The sequence below is a fragment of the Coriobacteriia bacterium genome, from assembly GCA_016649875.1.
GTDB lineage: Bacteria > Actinomycetota > Coriobacteriia > WRKU01 > JAENWW01 > JAENWW01.
This window is the reverse complement of sequence record JAENWW010000004.1, coordinates 49068-69873: the sequence shown is the minus strand read 5'-3', so window position 1 is coordinate 69873 and position 20806 is coordinate 49068. Positions and strand designations below refer to the sequence as shown.

The window sequence follows — 20806 nt, the reverse complement described above, 5'->3', positions numbered from 1 at the left end:
ATTACCTGCACAACCAAGAGTAGACTGCTTTTCCGACCATCTCGAAATCATCTGATTTCGTGTCGATGAAACTGTGATCGTCATTTTTGGTGAACATCAAAACGGGAACATATTCCCTCGTGTGATCGCTTCCTTCATAGGTGGGGTCGCATCCGTGATCAGCGGTGATGATGAGTAAATCGCGCTCGGTAAGCGCATTCATCAAACGTGGAAGCCATGCATCGAAATGTTCAAGACCTTCTTTATACGCTTTTACATCGCGCCGGTGTCCCCATAGCATATCGAAATCCACGAGATTTGCAAAAATAAACCCCGTATCGTGGGTTGAAAGCTGCTCCATAACAGTTGTCATGCCATCGTCGTTTGAGACGGTCGGATGAGACTCACTTATTCCTCTACCGCAAAAAATGTCTGAGATTTTCCCTATTCCGACAACCTCCACTCCCTTTTTTCGGAGTTTATCGAGCACCGTTTCGCTCGGTGGCAAAACAGCGAAATCATGCCGATGTGAAGTTCTCGAAAAACCGGTTATACCGTTACCGACAAACGGCCGAGCGATAACCCGTCCGACGGTATGTCGACCGACCAGTATTTCATTTCTGACGATTTCGCAGATTTCATAGAGTTTTTCGCGCGAGACGATGTCTTCATGGGCGGCAATCTGAAAAACGCTATCGGCACTCGTGTACACGATGAGATCGCCTGTCTGACAATGTCGCTCCCCGAGGCGCTCGATGATTTCCGTTCCGCTGGCGGCAACATTCCCCAAGTATCCATAACCGGTGAGCTCGACGAACCGATCCATGACTTCACGCGGAAATCCCTGAGGATATACCGGAAAGGGCTGATCGAGCTTCAGACCCATGAGCTCCCAATGGCCGGTTGTGGTGTCCTTCCCCGCACTGATTTCAGCAAGTTTTTTATGACAAAATGCGCGGGGCTCGATCTTCGCCTCACCGCCGGGAATCTCGAGGATATGGCCGATACCGAGTTCGCGAAGATTCGGAATCGAAAGCCCGCCTTCGACCTGTGCGATATGAAGAAGCGTGTTCGCATGTGCATCCCCGTATGCATCCGCATCGGGAAGCGCCCCGCATCCCACGCTATCGGCAACGATTACAATCGCTCTGCATTTTGTTCCCCCGCCATCTTGAGCAGAGATTTCCTTCACCTCGCCATGTCCCTCGTATACCTCGTCATTCATTCGAATTCGGTCCGAATTTCGCAATTTTTTCCGTAACGTGCAACCACGCTTTTTCAAGCTCGGGAATCTGTCTCTTCAAATCCGTAAATTCTTTCATGGCCGCATCGTAAACGACCTTATCCAAATAAAAATCGGGATTCGCCATGAACACGAGAAGTTCATCCTGACGCTCCGTGGCACGAGCGAGGTTGCTCTCGGTTTCTCGAAGCTCCTCCTTCAAGGAACCAGTTTGCCGATAAGCGACATTCCGCGCCTCGGCTTCCGCGCGCTTTTGTTCTTTTGTTTTACGTGACGGCACCGGCTTTGCAGAAACAGATTCTTTTACCGTCGGTTTGATGGAGAGCGCTTTTCCTTGACTTACAGATTGAGCACCGACATCCTCCGTCAAAGATTTCTTATACAGGTAGTACTCATAATCGCCGTCATACAACGTGACCGTGCCGTTATCCACTTCGACTATTTTCGTCGCGACGTTTTTGATTAACTGACGGTCGTGTGTGATGAGCGCAAAGGTGCCTTCGAAATTTTTGAGGGAATGCTCCAACACAGAGACCGACGCAATATCGAGGTGGTTCGTCGGCTCGTCGAGACACAAAAACGGAGCCGGTTTCACAAGCATTTTCGCCAAAGCGAGACGAGCGCGCTCTCCACCCGACAAAACATCGATATGCTTATCGACATCGTTTCCGGGGAACAGGAATGCACCGAGCAAAGTCCTGACTTGACTCTGGGTCCATCCATCGGCCACGTAATCCAGTTCTTGGTATACCGTATTTTCAGGGTTGAGTGCCTCTAATTGATGCTGCGCGAAATATGCACTGTAGACATGCACGCCGAGTTCACGCGTTCCGGCATCGGGGGCCAAAACACCGGCCAGCATTTTGAGCAATGTCGATTTACCGGCACCGTTCGGGCCGACGAGAGCGACTTTATCACCGCGATAGAGTTTGAAGTCGAGCGAATCGTATACCACATTGTCGCCGTAGGCCTTTGAAACCGCATTGAGCGCGATAACCAGCTCTCCGGTGCGTTGCGGTTGAGGAAAGTTGAAATGGACCTCTTGAGCGCGCTCCGGAACCTCGACAAGCTCGGCGCGAATCGATGCGATCTTGCGAATGCGCTCTTGAGCCGCCTTAGCCTTCGTTGCCTTGGAGCGAAATCGGTCTACGAACTCCTGCATATGAGCCATTTCTTTGAGCTGTGCCGCGAGCTTTACCTCGAGTTGCTCGATTCTCGTCTCTCTTTGGATGAGATAATCGGAATAATTTCCATGGTACATGGAAAGCGCTTTATTGCTCAGCTCGGCGACTCTCGTGACAATATCATCCATGAATGAACGGTCGTGGCTCACAATGACAATCGCTCCGTCGTAGGAACGCAAGAAACTTTCCAACCATGTCACGCTCGCCAAATCGAGGTGGTTCGTCGGTTCGTCGAGGAGCAAGATATCGGGATTTTTCAGCAGGAGGCGCCCCAGCGCGATACGCATCTGCCACCCTCCGCTGAATTCGTCCACGTTGCGATCGACGTCTTCAGGCGAGAAGCCGAGACCTCCGAGAACCGCTTTCGCCCGCGACTCGAGCGAGTAGCCACCGGCGAGTTCGAAACGCTCCTGGAGATGACCGTACTCCTCGAGAAGTTTTTCCTGGTCTTCCTCATCGCCGACGGCCAAGTCTTGCTCTAAAACGGTCAAGCGATGCTCCATCGCCTCGAATTCGTCAATCGTCGACATGACGGCGCGAAGCACCGTCGAACTTTGGATTTCAATTGCCTCTTGTTCGAGATAACCGAGAACGACGCCTTTTCCGACCGTGATGTTACCGCTATCATAGCCGGTGCAGTGAGTGATGATGTTGAGTAATGTTGTTTTACCGGCTCCGTTTGCTCCGACGAGAGCCAAGCGGTCTCTCGCACCGACCTTGAAGCTGACGTTATCGAACAGAATTCTGTCACCGAATGATTTTTGTATTGAATCGACATTTAATAGCATAGTGTTAAAATTCCTCAATTTCATACCCGTGGGGATGGAGCTCATGCCACGCACAGGCGTGGTCGATGATTTCTTCAATTTTTCCGTAGCGAGGATACCACCCGAACCGCTCGTTCGCTCTGTCAGACGAAGCAATCAGCATTGCAGGGTCGCCTTTGCGAGCCGGTCCGTAGTGTATGCGCCTCTTTGTATCCTCGGCGTCAAGACCAAGCGCCTTTCCCGTCGCATATACAACCTCATTGTTTGAGAATCCCGTACCGTTCCCCAGATTGTATACGCCGCCGACTTCGCCTCGCCCGAGTGCTTGCAGCGCCATCGCATGGGCCTGTGCCAAATCACAAACGTGAATGTAATCACGGACACACGTTCCATCGGACGTCGGATATTCGTTTCCGAAAATGGTAATCTTTCGCACACGATCCTCACTCGTAGCGATGGCGTTCCCGCCATCTTTTGTAGAGAGGTTCCCACCGACAGACAGCGCACGTATCACATTAGGAATCAAATGCGTTTCAGGATCGTGCGCTTCGCCGATCGAGGCATCAGGCCACGCACCGGCGACATTGAAATAACGAAAGCGGATGGATTCCAGCCCGTAATCGATACTGTAGGCATCGAGAAGACGCTCGAAAGCCAGTTTACTCTCACCGTAAGGATTAATCGGATGAAGTGGCGAATCTTCATCAATCGGCACGGTCTCGGGACGACCGTATACCGCCGCGGTCGAGGAAAACACCATCTTTAAGATATCTTGTTCGATCATGGCGTCGAGTAAAACCCGTGCATTTTCTACGTTGTTGTGGAAATATTTCTCAGGATATTCAACGGACTCCCCCACTTCGATGTAGCCGGCGAGATGCATAACGGCATCGACATTTTCAAGAAGCGGCACAATCGTGTCTTTATCTCCGATATTTCCTTTCACGAACCGTGCGCGCGAATCGACGGCAGACCGATTGCCGTTTTCCAAAGAATCGATGACGATGCAATCGTGCCCGGCATCCAAAAGAGACTTGACGGTAACCGAACCTATGTAGCCGGCTCCGCCGGTGACTAAAATTTTCACATACGCCTTCTTTTTTAGAGAACACAATTGTAACGTGTTACACACGTATAAAAAAAGACCTCGAAGATGAGGTCTTATGAAATTTCGTGGCTCCCCGGGTAGGACTCGAACCTACAACCCTCTGATTAACAGTCAGATGCTCTGCCAATTGAGCTACCGAGGAATGAGTTTTGCACGAGAAGAAAGTATACTGCATTACCTCAGTTTGTATCAAGTAAAATGCCCATAAATCTGCTAAAATCTTTTGGTATCGAAACGCATCGGGCCCATGGCGCAACGGTTAGCGCAAAGGACTCATAATCCTTCGGTTGCAGGTTCGAATCCTGCTGGGCCCACCATTTTCATAGCCTCTGACCTGCTGTTTTCTTTTTAACCGAATTTTTCGCAAGAAAAAAAGGTTACAAAAGGGCACAGCAGGTCTTGTCATTCGCCTCTATTCACTCTTCACCAAATCCGAGCTGATGATATAGCGATCCGGTGCGCTACCGACAAAATGGAATGGATAGCAGGTGGTAAGCGTCAATACAGCATGATCGGTTGGTACAATAACCGTCCTGTCGTCTTTGTCGACGATGCGGGTGCCACTGATCTTATAAGTGAAGGTACCCGTCACCGTCCGGACGACCAGTCGGTTGCCTATCTTAAGTTTTCCTAAACCAGCAAAGATTGTATCTCGATGTCCCGAAAGAACACAGTTGTCGTTTATTCCAGGCAGAACACTTTGAATATAATGCCCCACACCCTTTTTCAAGTCATCTTCGCCAGTTCCCTCAATAATAGGAAACTTCTTCCCCAAGGCGGGAATCGATAAAGTTCCTACCGTATCGCCCTCCTGAAAAGCTACCGGCGCAACCGATCGGGTAGTTTCAACAGATCGGGTAGTTGCAACCGCAGGAACGGTTTTGTCAGAAACAACACGGGACGATTGTGCACAGATATTCATCACTGCCCAACAAACACACCCTATTCCAAGAACCAAGAGCCCCACGAACAGTATAAGGAGAACAGTGGTTCTTCTATGTAACCTTCTACGTGACGACCGAGTCGCGTCACTCATGGACCCTTCTCTTCATGATTATCCGCCAGCAACCCACAACTCCGACGAACGTCAGCGCAACGCCCGCAAGAAGGATGTTGTACCACGGAGTAGCTGTTTTAGGAAGCTTTCCGCCCGAAATCGTTCCGCCGGTGCCTGATTCGGAGTTCACGGTAACGGTAACAGATGCAGTATCGGTAGCCGTTGCACCGCTGAATTCACCCGTGGCGGTGACGGTGTTCGTCGTGGTCGCATCAAGGTAAACCGTGGCGGTGTATACCCACGTCTCACTGGGGTCGAGGAGGTTATCGCCGTTGACATCGCCAGAGACGCGTGTCAGAGAACCGATCTTGTCATCGGTCACGGTCACGTTGCTCAATGCATCCGCACCGGGGTTTTTCACTGTGTAGGTATAGGTGACGTTACCCGGCCCAGAATTCAGAGCTGAAGGATCCGCCACTTTGCTCACGCTGATTCCGCAAATATCGTTTGTGATGGTGTTGGTGTCAAGAGTGACCTCACCGTTCCTTGCCAACAACTGCCCACGTACCGTAGCGCCATTCTGTGCCGCAATGGAGGTAAGCGCAAGGATACGTCCTACGAAGTGTGAATTCGTTCCCAGGGTCGCAGAACTTCCCACCTGCCAGAAAACCTTACAGGGCAAAGCACTGTCGATACGACTGACGTTGCTGCCCGACCCCGTGATGAGCGTTGTGGCGGTCTGGAATATGAAGACGGCATTCGGATCACCTTGTGCGTCAAGCGTGAGAGTACCTGTTATCTGGAACGCTCCACTTGTCGATCGGTATACACCTGGTTTTAAGGTCTTCCCGCCAAGCTCGGACCCGATTGTGGTAAAAGGCGTTCTTCCTGCGGCATCGAGGTAGGCAGCCGTTAGAGCATCTTGTGCCTCGCCAGCAAGAGTATCGGCCAAGTGGACCGCACCGTTTATTTGCGTCACCTGTGCCTGCCCGGTAAACGCACTACCGGAAAATACTCCGGCATCTCCGCCCGCATTTCCGCGAATTGTCGTTGGCCCAGTATTGGTAATCGTCTGACCTGCTAAGACTGCAAAAGTAGAAGCCGTCCCGAGCTCCACAGTCGGCTGAGCTGCGAAACTTGGCAGAGGTTGAATGCCCATGAACACCAGCAACAGCGCCGACACCACTACCGAGTTTCCTATCTTTCTGAGTATTCTTACCATTCGGTCCGCCTCACAATCGATAACTTTTCTACAGTTTATAATCTTTCCGTAGTTTACGCCCTTGAAAGGTTACCGTCAATGTGAACTTGAACCTTCATGACCGCAACCTACTCCAAGAAATCGCGCAACTTGCTGGAATGGCTCGGATGACGGAGCTTGTTCAAAGTCTTGGATTCTATCTGACGAATGCGCTCACGAGTGACTTCGAACTTTTTCCCCACCTCTTCAAGCGTGCGAGGATGACCGTCTTTGAGTCCGAAACGCAATTCGATGACTTCGCGCTCACGTTCTGTGAGCTCACCGAGCACTTCGTCGAGCGCCTCCTGAAGAAGCGTGAAGCTGGCTGCTTCCGCAGGTCCCTGAATAAGTTCGTCTTCGAGAAAGTCACCGAGCTGGCTGTCCTCCTCTTCACCGATAGGAGTTTCGAGCGAAACGGGTTCTTGGCTTATTTTGAGAATTTCGCGCACCCTATCCGCCGTAAGCTCCATGCGCTCGCCGATTTGTTCCGGCGTCGGGTCTTGTCCGAGCTCTTGAACGAGCTGGCGCTGAATGCGGCTGAGTTTGTTGATGGTTTCAACCATGTGAACGGGAATTCGTATGGTTCTCGCCTGGTCGGCGATTGCGCGCGTGATCGCTTGACGAATCCACCACGTCGCATAGGTGGAGAACTTGAATCCCTTACGATAATCGAATTTTTCGACAGCCCTGATGAGACCGAGGTTTCCCTCTTGGATGAGATCGAGGAAGGCCATACCGCGACCGACATATTTTTTTGCAATCGACACGACGAGACGTAGGTTCGCCTCGACGAGTTTCGCCTTCGCCTCCAAGCCGATTTGCTCTTGCTGCATTAAGATTCTCATTTTCCCGCGCGATATTTTCTTAGAAAATACCCCATAGTGCTCATCTGCTGCGGCAAGGAGTTCAAACCCCGCGTGACGATACGCCAGGGCCTGTTCGACCATTTGGTCGATTTCAGAATCATCACTTTCGGGAATGGTCGCAAGCTTTTTAATGTCATCCGCGAGTGTCGTAATATAGCTGCGACATTTCACCGTGGCATCGAGTCGATTCTGAGATTCAAGACGAACGAGTTCGATTTCATCGAGCATCGTTTCATCGACTTCCTCGACAACGGCAATCGAAGGCTCATCGAGAGGAACAAAATCGGAAGTCTTGTCCAGCACCGTACTTCGAAGATAGCTTCCACCGAACTCGTCGGTTTTCCTGCAATACTTTTTAATAGCTACGATGAGACTGTTGAATCCGTTTTTCAAAAGTGTGATTTCATCGGGAATTCCGTCGATGGATTCGAGCTTTTTAGCCGCCTCGATTCCGGCTTCGATTTTTTTAGCGAAGTCTTTTTCTTCCTCGGCTTTCAAGAGTTTTACTTTACCGATTTCTTTGAGATACATGCGCACCGAGTCAGCGGATTTGGCGCTTGTCGCCGCAGCATCCGACTTAGCTTTCGCGCGGGCCCTCGACTTGCTTTTCGCTTTCGCGCTCCGCTGAGAGCTGCTGAGTATCGAGTTTATTTCTTTAATCTCGACATCTGCGCTGGACTTTTTATAATGGAATTCATCGTCGGAGTCCTCATCATCGATTCCACCGCTCGGTTCAAGCACATCGGAATCAGAAAAGTCAGACCCCGAATCATCGACATCTTCGCTTTCAATGATTTCGTTTACTTCTTCTGAGTCGATGTCTTCCGTCGCTATTTCATCTGAAATTAAGATTCCGGCATCACTTATAACCTGATAGACTGCATCGGCATCGAGTTCCGGGCCGCCTACATTGACGAGTTTTGTTTGAATGAGATCGTCTGAGAGTGAACCTTGTTCTTTTCCTTTTTTTATGAGGCCGTCCACAACCGGTTGCATCGCTCCGAAATCATGAGGTGCCGGGAGCTTTGTTTTTGCCGACTTGGCAGACTTTCTCTTGACCGGAACACTCTTTGAAGAGCTTTTACTCGACGATTTTGTCTTCTTTTCCATGATAGTTTCCTTGTGATCGGCTTTTTTAGTAACCGCTTTCTTAGCCGAAGTCTTGCCTTCGGACACTACTTTTTCTTCTTTTGGCACGTCGCTACTTCCTTCGATAGATTTTGCGCTCAACGATGTGAATATACGCATAAATACTTAAAACTACTGCAAAGAATAAGAATTCTACAAAGTTCGTATGCTTATTTTAGCTGAGGTGTCTTTTCGTTCGCAAAAAACTGAGTTCGAGCTGCGTCTTTGCAATCGTGCGGATGAGCTCCACTCTTTCATCGGGCCGGGAGGTCTCATCCTTAAGCTTTGCGGTATTGTGAGCGACTTCGCGTTCCATTGAAGTTTCCTTCATCCGCAGGACCATCTCCTCGACCAAACTTTTCATTTTCGTTTCATCCATTTGAGTGAAGTTGAAAGTCGAGATGAATGCGTCGCTACCGGGAAACGCATCGGTCAAACGAGAGACGGCCGCTCCGATATCGCTTTGCTTGAGTTCCCCCGATAGCAAGGAAAACATCTGACGATATATCTGCGATACGAACATATCCGTTTCGACATTTTGAGCGAGAAAATTGCGTGCTCTTTTGTCCAATACCATAAACGCGATAATTTCTTGAGCGAGCCGCTCATCCGAAGTCGCTTCTTTTCCGAGCACAAACAAATTCGTGCCCGATTTTATGACAACTCCTTGCTCGTCGGGTACCGAATGATTCGGCATCGTGTTCTTCTGATTGGCCAAAGCATCAAGTATCTGGGAAAGCTCGACACGCACACCGCTCGCCCACAACTTATCGACGATGTATTGGGCATAATCGGTGGCCATCACCGAACCTTTTATCGGAACTAATATCGAAGTGCAATCATTTATCGCTCTTTGCCGTTCCTCGGGGCGCGAAAGATCCCACCTGGAAAGTCTCCTATCGATCGCAAAGCGAATGAGGGGAACAGCCGTCTTGAGCAATTTTGAAAACTCCTGCGCTCCCCCTTCACTCGATGCTATATCTGCAGGATCGGTCCCGGCCGGCAACACGACGACATCGAGCACAATCGGATTTGCACTCGATTCGACGGTAATGGTCTGGTCGATGAATTCGACAGCGCGATCAGCGGCTCTCAGACCGGCTTCATCACCGTCGAAAATGTATATGATTCTTATGGCGAAGCGCGAAAGGAGCTTGATGTGTTCTGAGGTAAGCGCCGTTCCAAGCGTTGCGACCGCATTGACGATTCCTGATTTCGAGAGCGCAATGACATCGGTGTATCCTTCGACAACCACCGCCGTCTTGCTCTTCAATATCTCAGGCTTCGCTTTGTCTATTCCATACATATTACGTGATTTATGAAATATCGGAGTATCGCTCGAGTTGAGGTACTTCGGATTGCCCTGTCCGATGACACGGCCTCCGAATGCTATCACGCGTCCTGACACGTCACGTATGGGAAACATCACCCTATTATAAAATCTATCCCTCAGTTGCAGCCCGGAGCGTATACCGACATTGGCCGATTCAATCGCCTTATCGCTATGCCCTTTCTTCTTCAAATGTGCGACAAGCGAACCGTTTCCGGGGGCAAAGCCGAGCTGCCAGGTTTTTGAAATCTCACTCCCGAAACCTCGACTTCCGAGATAAGAACGAGCCGCATCAGCCTCAGGACTTCTCAGGCCGTTGAGCATGTCATGATAAAACGTCGCCGTATCTTCACACACGGAACGCACTTGCGAAACGAACCCCGCCACATTATTTTGTCCCTCGGTGGCTTCCAGTTCGATATGCGCACGCTCGGCGAGTACCCTGACCGCTTCGGGGAACTCAAGCGATTCGGTGAGTTGCAGAAATTTGAATGCATCGCCATGTTCGTGACAGCCGAAACAGTAGAACAACCCCGAAGTCGGGTCGACTTTGAAAGACGGCGTCTTCTCACCGTGGAACGGACAGCAACCCCAGAATACTCCGGACTTTTGCTTCAGAACGATTCGCTCGCCGATAAGCGAAACGATGTCTGTTGCTTCACGAACTTTTTCTATGTCTTCATCTGTGATTCGAGCCATAGAACAATTGTACCTTAAACTGCATAAACCCCCGCTGTACAGCGCGGGGGTTTATGCGTGATTCGAATATGCGTATTACAAATTACGTATGCGTATTATTTTGCGATTACGTGAATGGTGTTGAAAAGCGGAACGAACACCAAAGCGACTACGGTCATCAACTTGATCAAGATGTTCATCGAAGGACCTGAAGTGTCTTTGAAGGGGTCACCGACGGTGTCACCGACAACGGCAGCCTTATGGGCCGCCGAGCCCTTACCACCGTGAGCACCGCCTTCAATATATTTCTTTGCGTTATCCCAAGCACCACCTGCATTGGCCATGAAAATAGCGAGCAAGAATCCGGTGACCAGAGCGCCGGCGAGAAGACCGGCGAGAAAATCGAGGTTTAAAATACCGGCTACGACGGGAACGACGACGGCGATGACGCCGGGGCCGACCATCTCTTTTAAGGCGGCTTTGGTGGAGATATCGACGCAAGCCGCATAATCCGGTTTGGCTTCATACTCCATGATTCCGACAATCTCTTTGAACTGGCGACGAACCTCGATAATCATTGCGTTAGCGGCACGACCGACGGCATTCATCGTCAAAGCTCCGAACAGGAACGGCAACATACCGCCCACGAAGAGACCGGCGATTACCCATGGGTTCTCAAGAGACATGTTTATAGGAACAGTCAGTCCTTGGCGGAATGCAACGAACAAAGCAAGCGCGGTGAGACCGGCGGAGCCGATTGCAAAGCCCTTGGCGATGGCTGCCGTCGTGTTTCCGACGGAGTCGAGAGAATCGGTGATTTCGCGAATATCATCGCCCATGTGTGCCATTTCGGCGATACCACCGGCGTTATCGGCAACAGGTCCGTAAGCATCGACGCCGACGGTGATGGCTGTGATGGAAAGCATACCGAGCGCCGCTAAACCGATTCCGTAAATACCGGAAATATCGTTCGATGGCACCGCCTTGTTTCCGAAAATGTAGGAAACGATGATGGCAATGGCGACGATGATGACTGGAACGACAGTCGACATCATGCCTACGCCGAGGCCGGAAATGATATTGGTGGCGGCACCTGTTTCGGATGCATCCGCAATCCCTTGTACCGGCTTGTATTCATCTGAGCAGAAGTACTCGGTTACACGGCCTATACCGAGACCGGCGAGAAGGCCGATGACGACGGCACCGAAGAACCAAATTCGAGCTACTTCGGTTGTTTGTGCCCAATAGTATATAAGGCCGCCCATTGCGATGATTTCAAGACCTGCGGCGATATAAGTTCCTTTATTGAGCGCATTGTGAAGGTTCGCACCTTTCTTCGCGCGCACGAAGAACAATCCGATAATCGAAGCGAGAATGCCCATGGCGGCGATAAGCAACGGAATGGCGATACCGAAGAAAAGGTCACCGGTTCCGTCTTTCATACCGGCAAAACCCGAACCGGATCCGGCCCAGATCGAAACCGCCAAAATCATGGGAGCGACAATCGAGCCGACATAAGACTCGAAGAGATCTGCACCCATTCCGGCTACGTCACCGACGTTATCACCGACGTTATCTGCGATAACAGCGGGGTTGCGAGGATCGTCTTCGGGAATACCGGCTTCGACCTTTCCCACGAGGTCAGCTCCGACATCGGCTGCTTTCGTGTAGATTCCACCACCGACACGGGCGAAAAGGGCGACAGAAGAAGCACCCATTGAGAAACCTGAAATAATTTCTGCACCTTTCGAAAGGGCACCGAGTGAACCCGCTCCGAGTAAAAGAACGATAGCCCAGATGGCAAGTCCAAAAAGACCGAGACCGGCAACGACAAGCCCCATCGTCAGTCCTGAGCGAAACGCAACATTGAGTGCAACTTCGATACCCTTCGTTGCGCCTTGTGCCGTACGCGCATTCGCACGTGTGGCGACATGCATACCGATGAACCCGGCACCGACCGACAAAAGAGAACCGGTCACAAATGCAACTGCGGTAAGTGGAGTTGTGGCAAAACCGAGAACGGCAGCGACAACGACGATGAAGATGAAAAGTACTTTGTATTCAGCAAACAGAAACGCAAGAGCACCTTCTTGTATAGCTTCAGATATTTCTTGCATCTTTTTCGTCCCAGCATCTTGTTTAAGTACCCAAGATGCAAGATAAAAAGCGACCGCAAGACCCAGCACTGCGCAAAGAGGCGCCAACCAAGCCAACCAAGTCATACCTTACTCCCTTCCCATGAGCACAAATCATATGCACTCTTTTGAAAACTACCGTAGTGCCGCCCCCTAAAGGGAATCCACAAATCCTACATGAATTTGCCATCAATAACATTATCATAAACCCGTGCAAATGCACTATGCGAGTTGGACAAGCCGACCCTAAATACGCCAACTTTTCGGCACGAATATTTCTTCATATTGTTTCAGGGCATAACGATCGGTCATCCCGGCGACGAAATCGATGACTGCGCGAACATCGCATCCGTCGGAATGCACTCGATATTCGTGAGGAACATCGTCCATATGGTCGAGATAATAAAAGAATAACGACTCGATCAATCCGAGAGCCTTCGGCTCCTCCGACTTGGCACCCTGCGATAAATACACGTTATCAAACATCCATGAGCGCAACCCGAGCATAGCGTGTTCGACGGATGAAGACATGATGATTCTCTCTCGTCCGGCCGAATTTTCGACAAGGTCGCGCACGAGGGTGGTGATCCGATGAGGAGAGTTGTCACCGAGAACTTCGCAATATTCTTGCGGAAGGTTCTCCTCCGATATCACGCCGGCACGAAGCGCATCGTCGATGTCATGATTGATATAGGCGATGCGATCAGAAATTCGCACGATCTGCCCTTCGAGAGTTTTCGGAATGTGATTTCCACTGTGCCCCAATATTCCGTCACGCGTCTCCCAACATAAATTCAGTCCCTTGCCGTCGTACTCGAGACACTCGACAAGGCGTAACGATTGTTCGACGTGTTCGTAGTGCGTGGGAGCTTTGGGGTATTTCTCGCGATAATCTGACTGAATTTTTGAAAGCGCGCGGTTGAGAGCGGTTTCGCCCGTATGTCCGAATGGCGTATGCCCGAGATCGTGTCCCAACGCTATCGCCTCGGTAAGATCTTCATTCAGGCGAAGAGTACGGGCGACCGAGCGGGCGATTTGTGCAACCTCGAGAGTGTGCGTCAGCCTCGTCCGATAGTGATCCCCTTCCGCCGCCAAAAACACTTGAGTTTTATGAGAGAGTCTTCGCAAAGATTTGCAGTGGAGGATACGGTCGCGATCTCGTTGAAATTCCGTACGGTATATGTCGAGCGGTCGTACAACGACTCGACCTTTGGTGTCTGCGGACAAGGCGGCGTAGGGAGATAAGATATCCCGTTCGCGCTGCTCGATGTCCTCGCGTAAAAAAACGAGATTAGAAATGTCGTGGTCAGAATCCATGGGAGAGCTCCTTAGTTGTGCGATACATAAGTCTACCGCACGTCCCGGACACAAAAAAGTCCCCACGCATCGTACACGTGAGGACTTTTCATTCTTATGATTTGCGACTGACTTACTTCTTCTCCGCAAGCGCTGCCTGTGCGGCTGCGAGACGTGCGACCGGCACACGATAGGGTGAGCAGCTCACATAGGTCAGTCCGGCCTTTTGACACTTATGGATCGACTCCGGATCGCCGCCGTGCTCACCGCAGATTCCCAGATGAATAGCGGGATTTGCTTTGCGACCCTTCTCACAGGCGATTGCAACGAGTTGGGCGACGCCGTCGTCAAGTGTCTCAAACGGGTTGCGATCGAGAATCTTACGCTCGAGATAAGACGTCAGAAAGCTCGACTCGACATCGTCGCGGCTGAAGCCGAATGCTGTCTGAGTGAGATCGTTGGTGCCGAAGCTGAAGAAGTCGGCGACTTGCCCGATCTCATCGGCCGTGATTGCGGCGCGAGGAAGTTCGATCATGGTGCCGATGGGGATATCCACGTGTTGACCGGTTTCTTGCTCGACCTCGGCGATGACGGCCTCGGCTTCTGCACGAAGTGTCTCAAGTTCGGCCTTCAAGCTTACGAGCGGAATCATGATCTCGGGATGAGGATCTTTGCCGGCCGCTTTGAGCTGATGGGCCGCACGCGTAATCGAACGAACTTGCATGGCGTAAAGTTCGGGGAACACGATTCCCAGTCGACAACCGCGCATACCGAGCATCGGGTTTTGCTCGGAAAGTGCATCGATTTCGGCAAGAAGCTTCTTACCTTCGGCAAGCGCTCCGGCTGAATCACCGACAAGTTCACGTCGCACGAGCTCGACCTCGAGTTCGCGAGGATTATCCAAGAACTCGTGGAGAGGCGGATCGAGAAGACGCACCGTTACCGGCAGCCCGTCCATCGCCTCAAAGATTCCGAGATAGTCAGAAACTTGTACGTCGAGAAGTTTTGCAAGCGCGGCGTTGCGACCTTCATCAGAATCGGACAAGATGAAATCTTGGATGATGTCTTTACGCTCACCGAGGAACATATGCTCGGTACGAGTCAAGCCGATGCCTTCTGCGCCGAAATCACGAGATATTTTCGCATCCTCGGGGTTATCCGCGTTGGCATATACTCCGAGCGTACGAAACTCGTCGGCCCATTCGAGAATGGTTTCGAAATCTCCTGAAACCTCGGGCTCGACCAAGTCTGCATCGCCGAGAATCAAAATACCCGATGTTCCGTCGATTGAGATCGAATCGCCTTCTTTAATGACGATGTCGGTGCCGATGACGGAGGCTTGCTTCGCCTTTGTGTCGATTTTCAATTTATCGACACCGCATACGCACGGCTTGCCCATACCGCGTGCGATGACGGCTGCATGGGAAGTCTTTCCGCCGTGAGAAGTCAAAATGCCTTGTGCAGCGACCATGCCGTGCAAGTCGTCAGGAGTCGTCTCCCAGCGAACCAATACGACTCTTTCGCCACGTGCGGCGGCCGCTTCGGCGTCGTCGGCGGAAAAGACCGCCGTACCGACTGCTGCGCCGGGGCTTGCATTGAGCCCGCGCGCGACGACATCGTAGGTTCGCTTCGTGTCGAACGTCGGATGGAGAAGCTGGTCAAGCTGTGCCGGATTGATGCGGGATACCGCCTCTTCTTTCGAAATGGCTCCCTCTCCGACCAAGTCGACGGCGACTTTGAGCGCCGCACGTGCGGTACGCTTACCGACACGAGTCTGGAGCATCCAGAGCTTGCCTTGCTCGATGGTGAACTCGATATCGCACATATCGCGATATGCCTCTTCGAGAACGGCGAATACGTTATCAAGTTCTTCCCCGGCTTTTTCAAGACCCGGAAGAGTCTTTAATTTTGAAATAGGCTCCGTCAAACGAATGCCTGCCACGACGTCTTCGCCCTGGGCGTTCGTCAGGAAGTCACCGTAATATTCGTTGGTACCGTCAGCGGGATTTCTCGTGAATCCGACTCCGGTGGCAGACGTCTCGCCTTTGTTGCCGAAGACCATGGACTGAACGCTTACCGCAGTTCCGATGTCATCGGAGATTTTTTCCATGCGACGATAGTCACGCGCACGACGATTGTTCCAACTGCTGAAAACCGCCTCGATTGCCAAGTGGAGCTGTACATTGACGTCTTGAGGGAACGCAACTTTGCCGTCGATGACAAGAGAAGGAAAATCGTCTGCGGACACCTCTCGAGAAACGGTCGTTTTGAAATCTTCGACGAGATCTTTGAGGTCGTTTGCCGAAAGCTCGCTGTCATCGATCACTCCCGCTTGATGCTTTTTAACGGTGATGGCGTTTTCGAATTCGTCGCCTTCGACATTGAGAACGACGTTTGAGAACATTTGGATGAAGCGTCGATAGGAATCCCAAGCGAAACGCTCGTTACCCGTCTGGCTGATGAGACCGTGAATCGACTCGTCGTTAAGTCCGAGGTTGAGAATGGTATCCATCATACCCGGCATCGAAAATGCCGCACCGGAACGGACGGATACGAGAAGCGGGTCTTTGACGTCTCCGAGTTTCTTGCCCATTTTCGCCTCTAAATCAGCCGTATATGAAACGAGGTCAGCTTCGAGTTCATCGGGGAAAGAAGGTGGATTGGAATTGTAATACTCCATACAAGTTTGGCAACTGATGGTGTAACCGGGAGGAACAGGAAGTTCCATATTCGCCATTTCAGCGAGGTTTGCACCTTTACCACCGAGAATGAACTTCATTCCTTTGTTTCCTTCGGTGCGGTTCTCGCCTTGTGCGTCTTTTCCGAACGCGTAGACACGCTTAATATCAGACACGGCATCTCCCTTAAAAACTAAGACCCTACTTTGTACGTTTCGCCTCGACGATAAACGCGCAAAACCGACAGTAACGCAGTATCTTAACAAGCAAAAAACGCTACGAATTCCACGTAACGTATTTGCAATGATACAACAGATTATTCGAATCGCTCAACATATCGCAAAATCTCCTGGGCGACTTCTTCAATGGCTCGGTTGGCCGTATTGATCACAATGCAGCCCAACTTGCGCATGAGAGCACGCGCTTCTTCAAGCTCGCGCTCGACATGTTCGCGATCCGCATAATCGGGTACGAATGCGCCGAGTTCCTTCACACGGCCTTTACGAATGTCGAGAAGGACCTCCGGAGTCGACATCAAACCGAATATTTTTTTCGGATCGCAATCGAACAACTCATTGGGAGGCTCCACGCCCAACGCCAACGGGACATTCGCCGTGCGAACCCCCCTATAGGCCAAGTACATGGAGAGGGGCGTTTTCGAAGTTCTCGAAACACCGACGATGACCACGTCGGCTCGCAGAAGGCCATCCGGCCTGCGACCGTCGTCATGCGCAACCGAGTATTCCATCGCGTCGATGCGATCGAAATACTTTTGGTCGGTTCTGCGAAGTGCACCGACGAAGCTCGATGCATGTTGCGAGGTCATACGCTCGAGGCGCATAATCGTCTGACCTAAAACATCGATTCCTATCGCGCCGTCTTTGACGAGATCGTCCATCTCATCGTGTAGTTCACCGTGAGCAAACGTATACAAAAATAAATAGTTTTCTTCGCCGGCGTGCGTTTCGACGATTTGTCGCAACTGATGGACATCGCGAATCATCGTCGACTTTCTAATCACCACGTGAACACCGGGAAACTGCGAAGCAGCCGCCTTGGCAACCGATTCGCCCGTCTCTCCGACGGCATCGCTGATAATGTGAATCGTTATTTTTTCCGGGCTTGTCATCGTCACCTCGGCCTTTTCATACTCATATATATTGAACGAATCTTATTGAACGAGTCTTTTTTCGAACACGGGCAGACTTAAGAAAGTTTTGAAAAATCTGCGAACAAATCGAAGAGCTCCAAAAAGTTGTTGAGAAGAGCCATTCTGTTGTTCTTCAACGCTTCATCGGGATCCATAATCATAACGCCTTCGAAAAACGCATCGACAGGTTCGCGCAACGACGAGAGCAACTCGAGCATGGCACTGTAGTCTCCACTGGTGAAAAACGCCTTACTTCCCTGCGCCGCCTTGATGATGGCCTGGGCGAATGCATCTTCAACCGGAACGAACAATGATTTATCCACTTGAATGCCCACATCGGCCACGCTGAGATTTTTCGCACGCTTGTAAGCTGCAAGAAGATCAGCGGCGGCCTCGTTCGAGGCGCGGAACTCAGTGAGGCTCTCACAACGCCTATAAGCATCGGCCGGATAGCCTCCGTCGACAGCGAGTACGGCATCGACGGTATCGTACGCAAAACCGGCATCACGCAAAATCGTCTGCAAACGTGCCGTAAAAAAGTCGATGATGGATTTTTTGGTCTTTTCCTCATCGAAATCGACACCTTCGATCCGTCCGAGGGCAAAAGATATGGCTTCTTCGAGATTAAGAGGAAGGCTCTGAAGAGCGATTTGCAAAATACCGATCGCACTTCGGCGCAAAGCGAAGGGATCCGATGTCCCCTTGGGGGCTTTTCCTACGGCGAAAATACCGGCGATCGTATCCAACTTATCAGCGATCGACACGATTCGACCGGCAGTGGTGGAAGGAATCGTATCGGACGCGAAGCGAGGCTTGTAATGCTCACGGATCGCTGTGGCGACTTGGGGCTCCTCACCTGAGGCGAGCGCATAGTAGGCACCCATGACGCCCTGCAATTCAGTGAATTCTACGACGGCATTCGTCACGAGGTCGGCTTTTGCGAGATGTGCCGCACGTTGTGCGAACGCCGCTTCATCGGGCGCTAGATCAAGCGACTGAGAGAGCATATGCGTAAGGCGCTCGACTCGCTCCACTTTTGCGGCGGTCGTTCCTAATTTTTCCTGAAACACCACGTGCTCGAGTTTTTTGAGCCATTGCTCGAGCGGAACTTTGAGATCCGCATCATAGAAGAAAGCGGCGTCTGCGAGTCTCGCCCGCACGACACGTTCGTGACCTTCGATGATCTGACGAGAGAATTTCGGATTCCCGTTCGAGATGACCACGAAGTGATTGTCGAGCGTACCGTCCGCTCTCTGAATGGCGAAATACCTCTGATGTTTGCTCATCGCATACTCGAGAATCTCTCGAGGTACGCGAAGAAATTCCTCGTCGAACTCGCCTGCGACCGCATTGGGGTATTCCGTCAGGTTGATGACCTCGCGAAGAACCGAATCGACGATGAGGGGTGTGCCGTACAGCGAACCGAACTCGGCGATTCCCTCTCGGATGAGTGCCTCTCTCTTCGATGGGTCGATCACCACATGATTTCCGCGCAACGTATTCTCATAATCACGCAGGGAGGAAATCTCGATTCTACCCGAAGACAGAAATCGATGTCCGTAGGTGAAACGATCCGAGACGACATCTCCGAAAGAAACCGGAACGATTTCATCGCCGAAAAGAGCGAGAATCCACCGAACCGGACGGACGAACCTGACCGTCTGGTCTCCCCAACGCTGTGAGCGTTTCCAATCCAAATCATGCAAAAATCCGCTTAATATCTCAGGAAGAATAGCGAGTGCCTTGCGACCCTTTTGCTCGACGCACGCATACAGATATTCGACTCCGTCGATTTCGCGCAGCTCCACTTGAGAGATATCGATGCCTTTTCCGCGTGCGAATCCGATACCGGCTTTCGTCGGCTCACCGTCGGGTGTGAATCCGACTTTTTTGGCCGGACCTTTGTACTCAACCACCCTATCGGGTTGCTCGTCTGTCAAACCGGAAACACAAACCGTGATACGTCGCGGCGTCGAATAAAGAGTGAAATCCTCAAAGTCGAGGTTTGCTTGGGCTAAAGCGTTCGGCACGAGTTTTCCCAACTGTACGAGCGCATCGTTGAGTGGCGCGCTCGGCAGTTCTTCGGTACCGATTTCGAAAATCAAATCACGCGCGCTCATTATTCTTCTCCCTTTGATGCGTCGGTTATCAGTTCGAGATAAGCGGCGCAGCAACTCTTCGCCAATGCGCGGACACGAAGTATGTATCCTTGCCGCTCCGTGACGCTGATGGCGCCTCGTGCATCGAGCAAATTGAAAGCATGGCTGCACTTCAGCACATAGTCATAGGCCGGAAGAACCAGCCCCGCATTGAGAGTTGCTTGACACTCCCGCTCATAACTGTCGAATAGGTGCAAGAGCATATCGACATCGGCAACCTCGAAATTGTACGTACTGTATTGAATCTCATCATTGAGGAACACATCGCCGTAGGACACTTCATTTCCGTTTTCATCGCGTGCATAGACGATATCGTACACACTGTCCACGCCTTGAATATACATGACGAGGCGCTCGAGCCCGTAGGTGATTTCTGACGGAACAGGGCTGCATTCGAACCCACCCACCTGCTGAAAGTAAGTGAATTGGGTGACTTCCATACCGTTGAGCCACACTTCCCACCCGAGCCCCCACGCCCCGAGTGTGGGAGATTCCCAGTCGTCTTCGACGAGACGCATATCATGCTCGTCGACATCGATGCCGATGGTACGGAGCGAGTCGAAATACAGATCGAGCACATTATCGGGGCTCGGCTTTAAAATGACTTGAAATTGATAATAATGCTGGAGACGATTGGGGTTTTGACCGTAGCGTCCGTCGGTCGGTCTGCGGCACGGTTGTACATAGGCGGTTTTCCATGAATTCGGCCCGAGAGCTTTAAGCGTGGTAGCCGGATGAAAAGTCCCGGCTCCCACTTCGGTATCATAGGGTTGGAGTACAACGCAACCTTGGTTGGCCCAGTAACGTTGCAACGACAAAATGACATCCTGAAATGTCTGAGCGGTCATATAACTCTCCTCATTTTGCG

At 51.3% G+C, this 20806-nt stretch carries 12 protein-coding genes, 2 tRNA genes and 2 pseudogenes; 1 reads left to right on the top strand and 15 read right to left on the bottom strand.

Features of this window, described 5'->3' with window-relative positions:
• Position 1: 1 nt before the first annotated feature.
• The 4 genes from JJE36_02660 to JJE36_02645 all read right to left on the bottom strand — a co-directional run bounded on the left by JJE36_02660 (position 2) and on the right by JJE36_02645 (position 4423).
• Positions 2–1204, bottom strand: coding sequence for a phosphopentomutase (locus tag JJE36_02660; protein MBK5211202.1), 1203 nt, complete (start codon positions 1202–1204; stop codon positions 2–4).
• Positions 1197–3194, bottom strand: coding sequence for an ABC-F family ATP-binding cassette domain-containing protein (locus tag JJE36_02655; GenBank protein MBK5211201.1), 1998 nt, complete (start codon positions 3192–3194; stop codon positions 1197–1199). The genes JJE36_02660 and JJE36_02655 overlap by 8 nt, the downstream gene beginning before the upstream one ends.
• 4 nt (positions 3195–3198) lie before the next feature.
• Complete coding sequence (galE, locus tag JJE36_02650; GenBank protein MBK5211200.1) at positions 3199–4260, bottom strand: UDP-glucose 4-epimerase GalE; 1062 nt, start codon at positions 4258–4260, stop codon at positions 3199–3201.
• Positions 4261–4347: 87 nt separating this feature from the next.
• Positions 4348–4423, bottom strand: a tRNA-Asn gene (locus tag JJE36_02645).
• 99 nt (positions 4424–4522) lie between these two features.
• Here JJE36_02645 and JJE36_02640 point away from each other — a divergent pair.
• A tRNA-Ile gene (locus tag JJE36_02640) sits at positions 4523–4598 on the top strand.
• 95 nt (positions 4599–4693) lie between these two features.
• Here the strand turns inward: JJE36_02640 and JJE36_02635 are convergent.
• From JJE36_02635 to glyQ, 11 genes and pseudogenes are all read right to left on the bottom strand, one after another.
• Entirely contained in the window at positions 4694–5317 is a 624-nt protein-coding gene (locus tag JJE36_02635; protein ID MBK5211199.1) for a class D sortase, read from the bottom strand.
• The gene (locus JJE36_02630) at positions 5310–6500 is read right to left on the bottom strand and encodes a DUF3494 domain-containing protein (protein MBK5211198.1); all 1191 of its coding nucleotides are present in this window, start codon (positions 6498–6500) and stop codon (positions 5310–5312) included. The genes JJE36_02635 and JJE36_02630 overlap by 8 nt, the downstream gene beginning before the upstream one ends.
• A gap of 107 nt (positions 6501–6607) precedes the next feature.
• A pseudogene (rpoD, locus tag JJE36_02625) lies at positions 6608–7378 on the bottom strand (RNA polymerase sigma factor RpoD).
• Between the two features lie 438 nt (positions 7379–7816).
• A pseudogene (locus JJE36_02620) lies at positions 7817–7915 on the bottom strand (hypothetical protein).
• A 772-nt stretch (positions 7916–8687) separates the two neighbouring features.
• Positions 8688–10541: a DNA primase gene (locus tag JJE36_02615; protein ID MBK5211197.1), complete on the bottom strand. Its 1854-nt coding sequence runs from the start codon at positions 10539–10541 to the stop codon at positions 8688–8690.
• A gap of 95 nt (positions 10542–10636) precedes the next feature.
• Positions 10637–12742, bottom strand: a complete 2106-nt coding sequence (locus JJE36_02610) for a sodium-translocating pyrophosphatase (protein ID MBK5211196.1) — start codon at positions 12740–12742, stop codon at positions 10637–10639.
• Between the two features lie 159 nt (positions 12743–12901).
• Positions 12902–13972 (bottom strand): deoxyguanosinetriphosphate triphosphohydrolase, encoded by a 1071-nt coding sequence (locus tag JJE36_02605; GenBank protein ID MBK5211195.1) that lies wholly within the window; start codon positions 13970–13972, stop codon positions 12902–12904.
• Between the two features lie 112 nt (positions 13973–14084).
• Entirely contained in the window at positions 14085–16805 is a 2721-nt protein-coding gene (locus JJE36_02600; GenBank protein MBK5211194.1) for a pyruvate, phosphate dikinase, read from the bottom strand.
• 140 nt (positions 16806–16945) lie between these two features.
• A complete protein-coding gene (locus JJE36_02595) occupies positions 16946–17758 on the bottom strand; it encodes a kinase/pyrophosphorylase (protein ID MBK5211193.1) in 813 nt (270 codons plus the stop codon).
• Positions 17759–17835: 77 nt separating this feature from the next.
• A complete protein-coding gene (locus tag JJE36_02590; GenBank protein ID MBK5211192.1) occupies positions 17836–19899 on the bottom strand; it encodes a glycine--tRNA ligase subunit beta in 2064 nt (687 codons plus the stop codon).
• Positions 19899–20786, bottom strand: coding sequence for a glycine--tRNA ligase subunit alpha (gene glyQ / locus JJE36_02585; GenBank protein ID MBK5211191.1), 888 nt, complete (start codon positions 20784–20786; stop codon positions 19899–19901). Before glyQ ends, JJE36_02590 begins: the two co-directional genes overlap by 1 nt.
• Positions 20787–20806 lie beyond the last annotated feature (20 nt).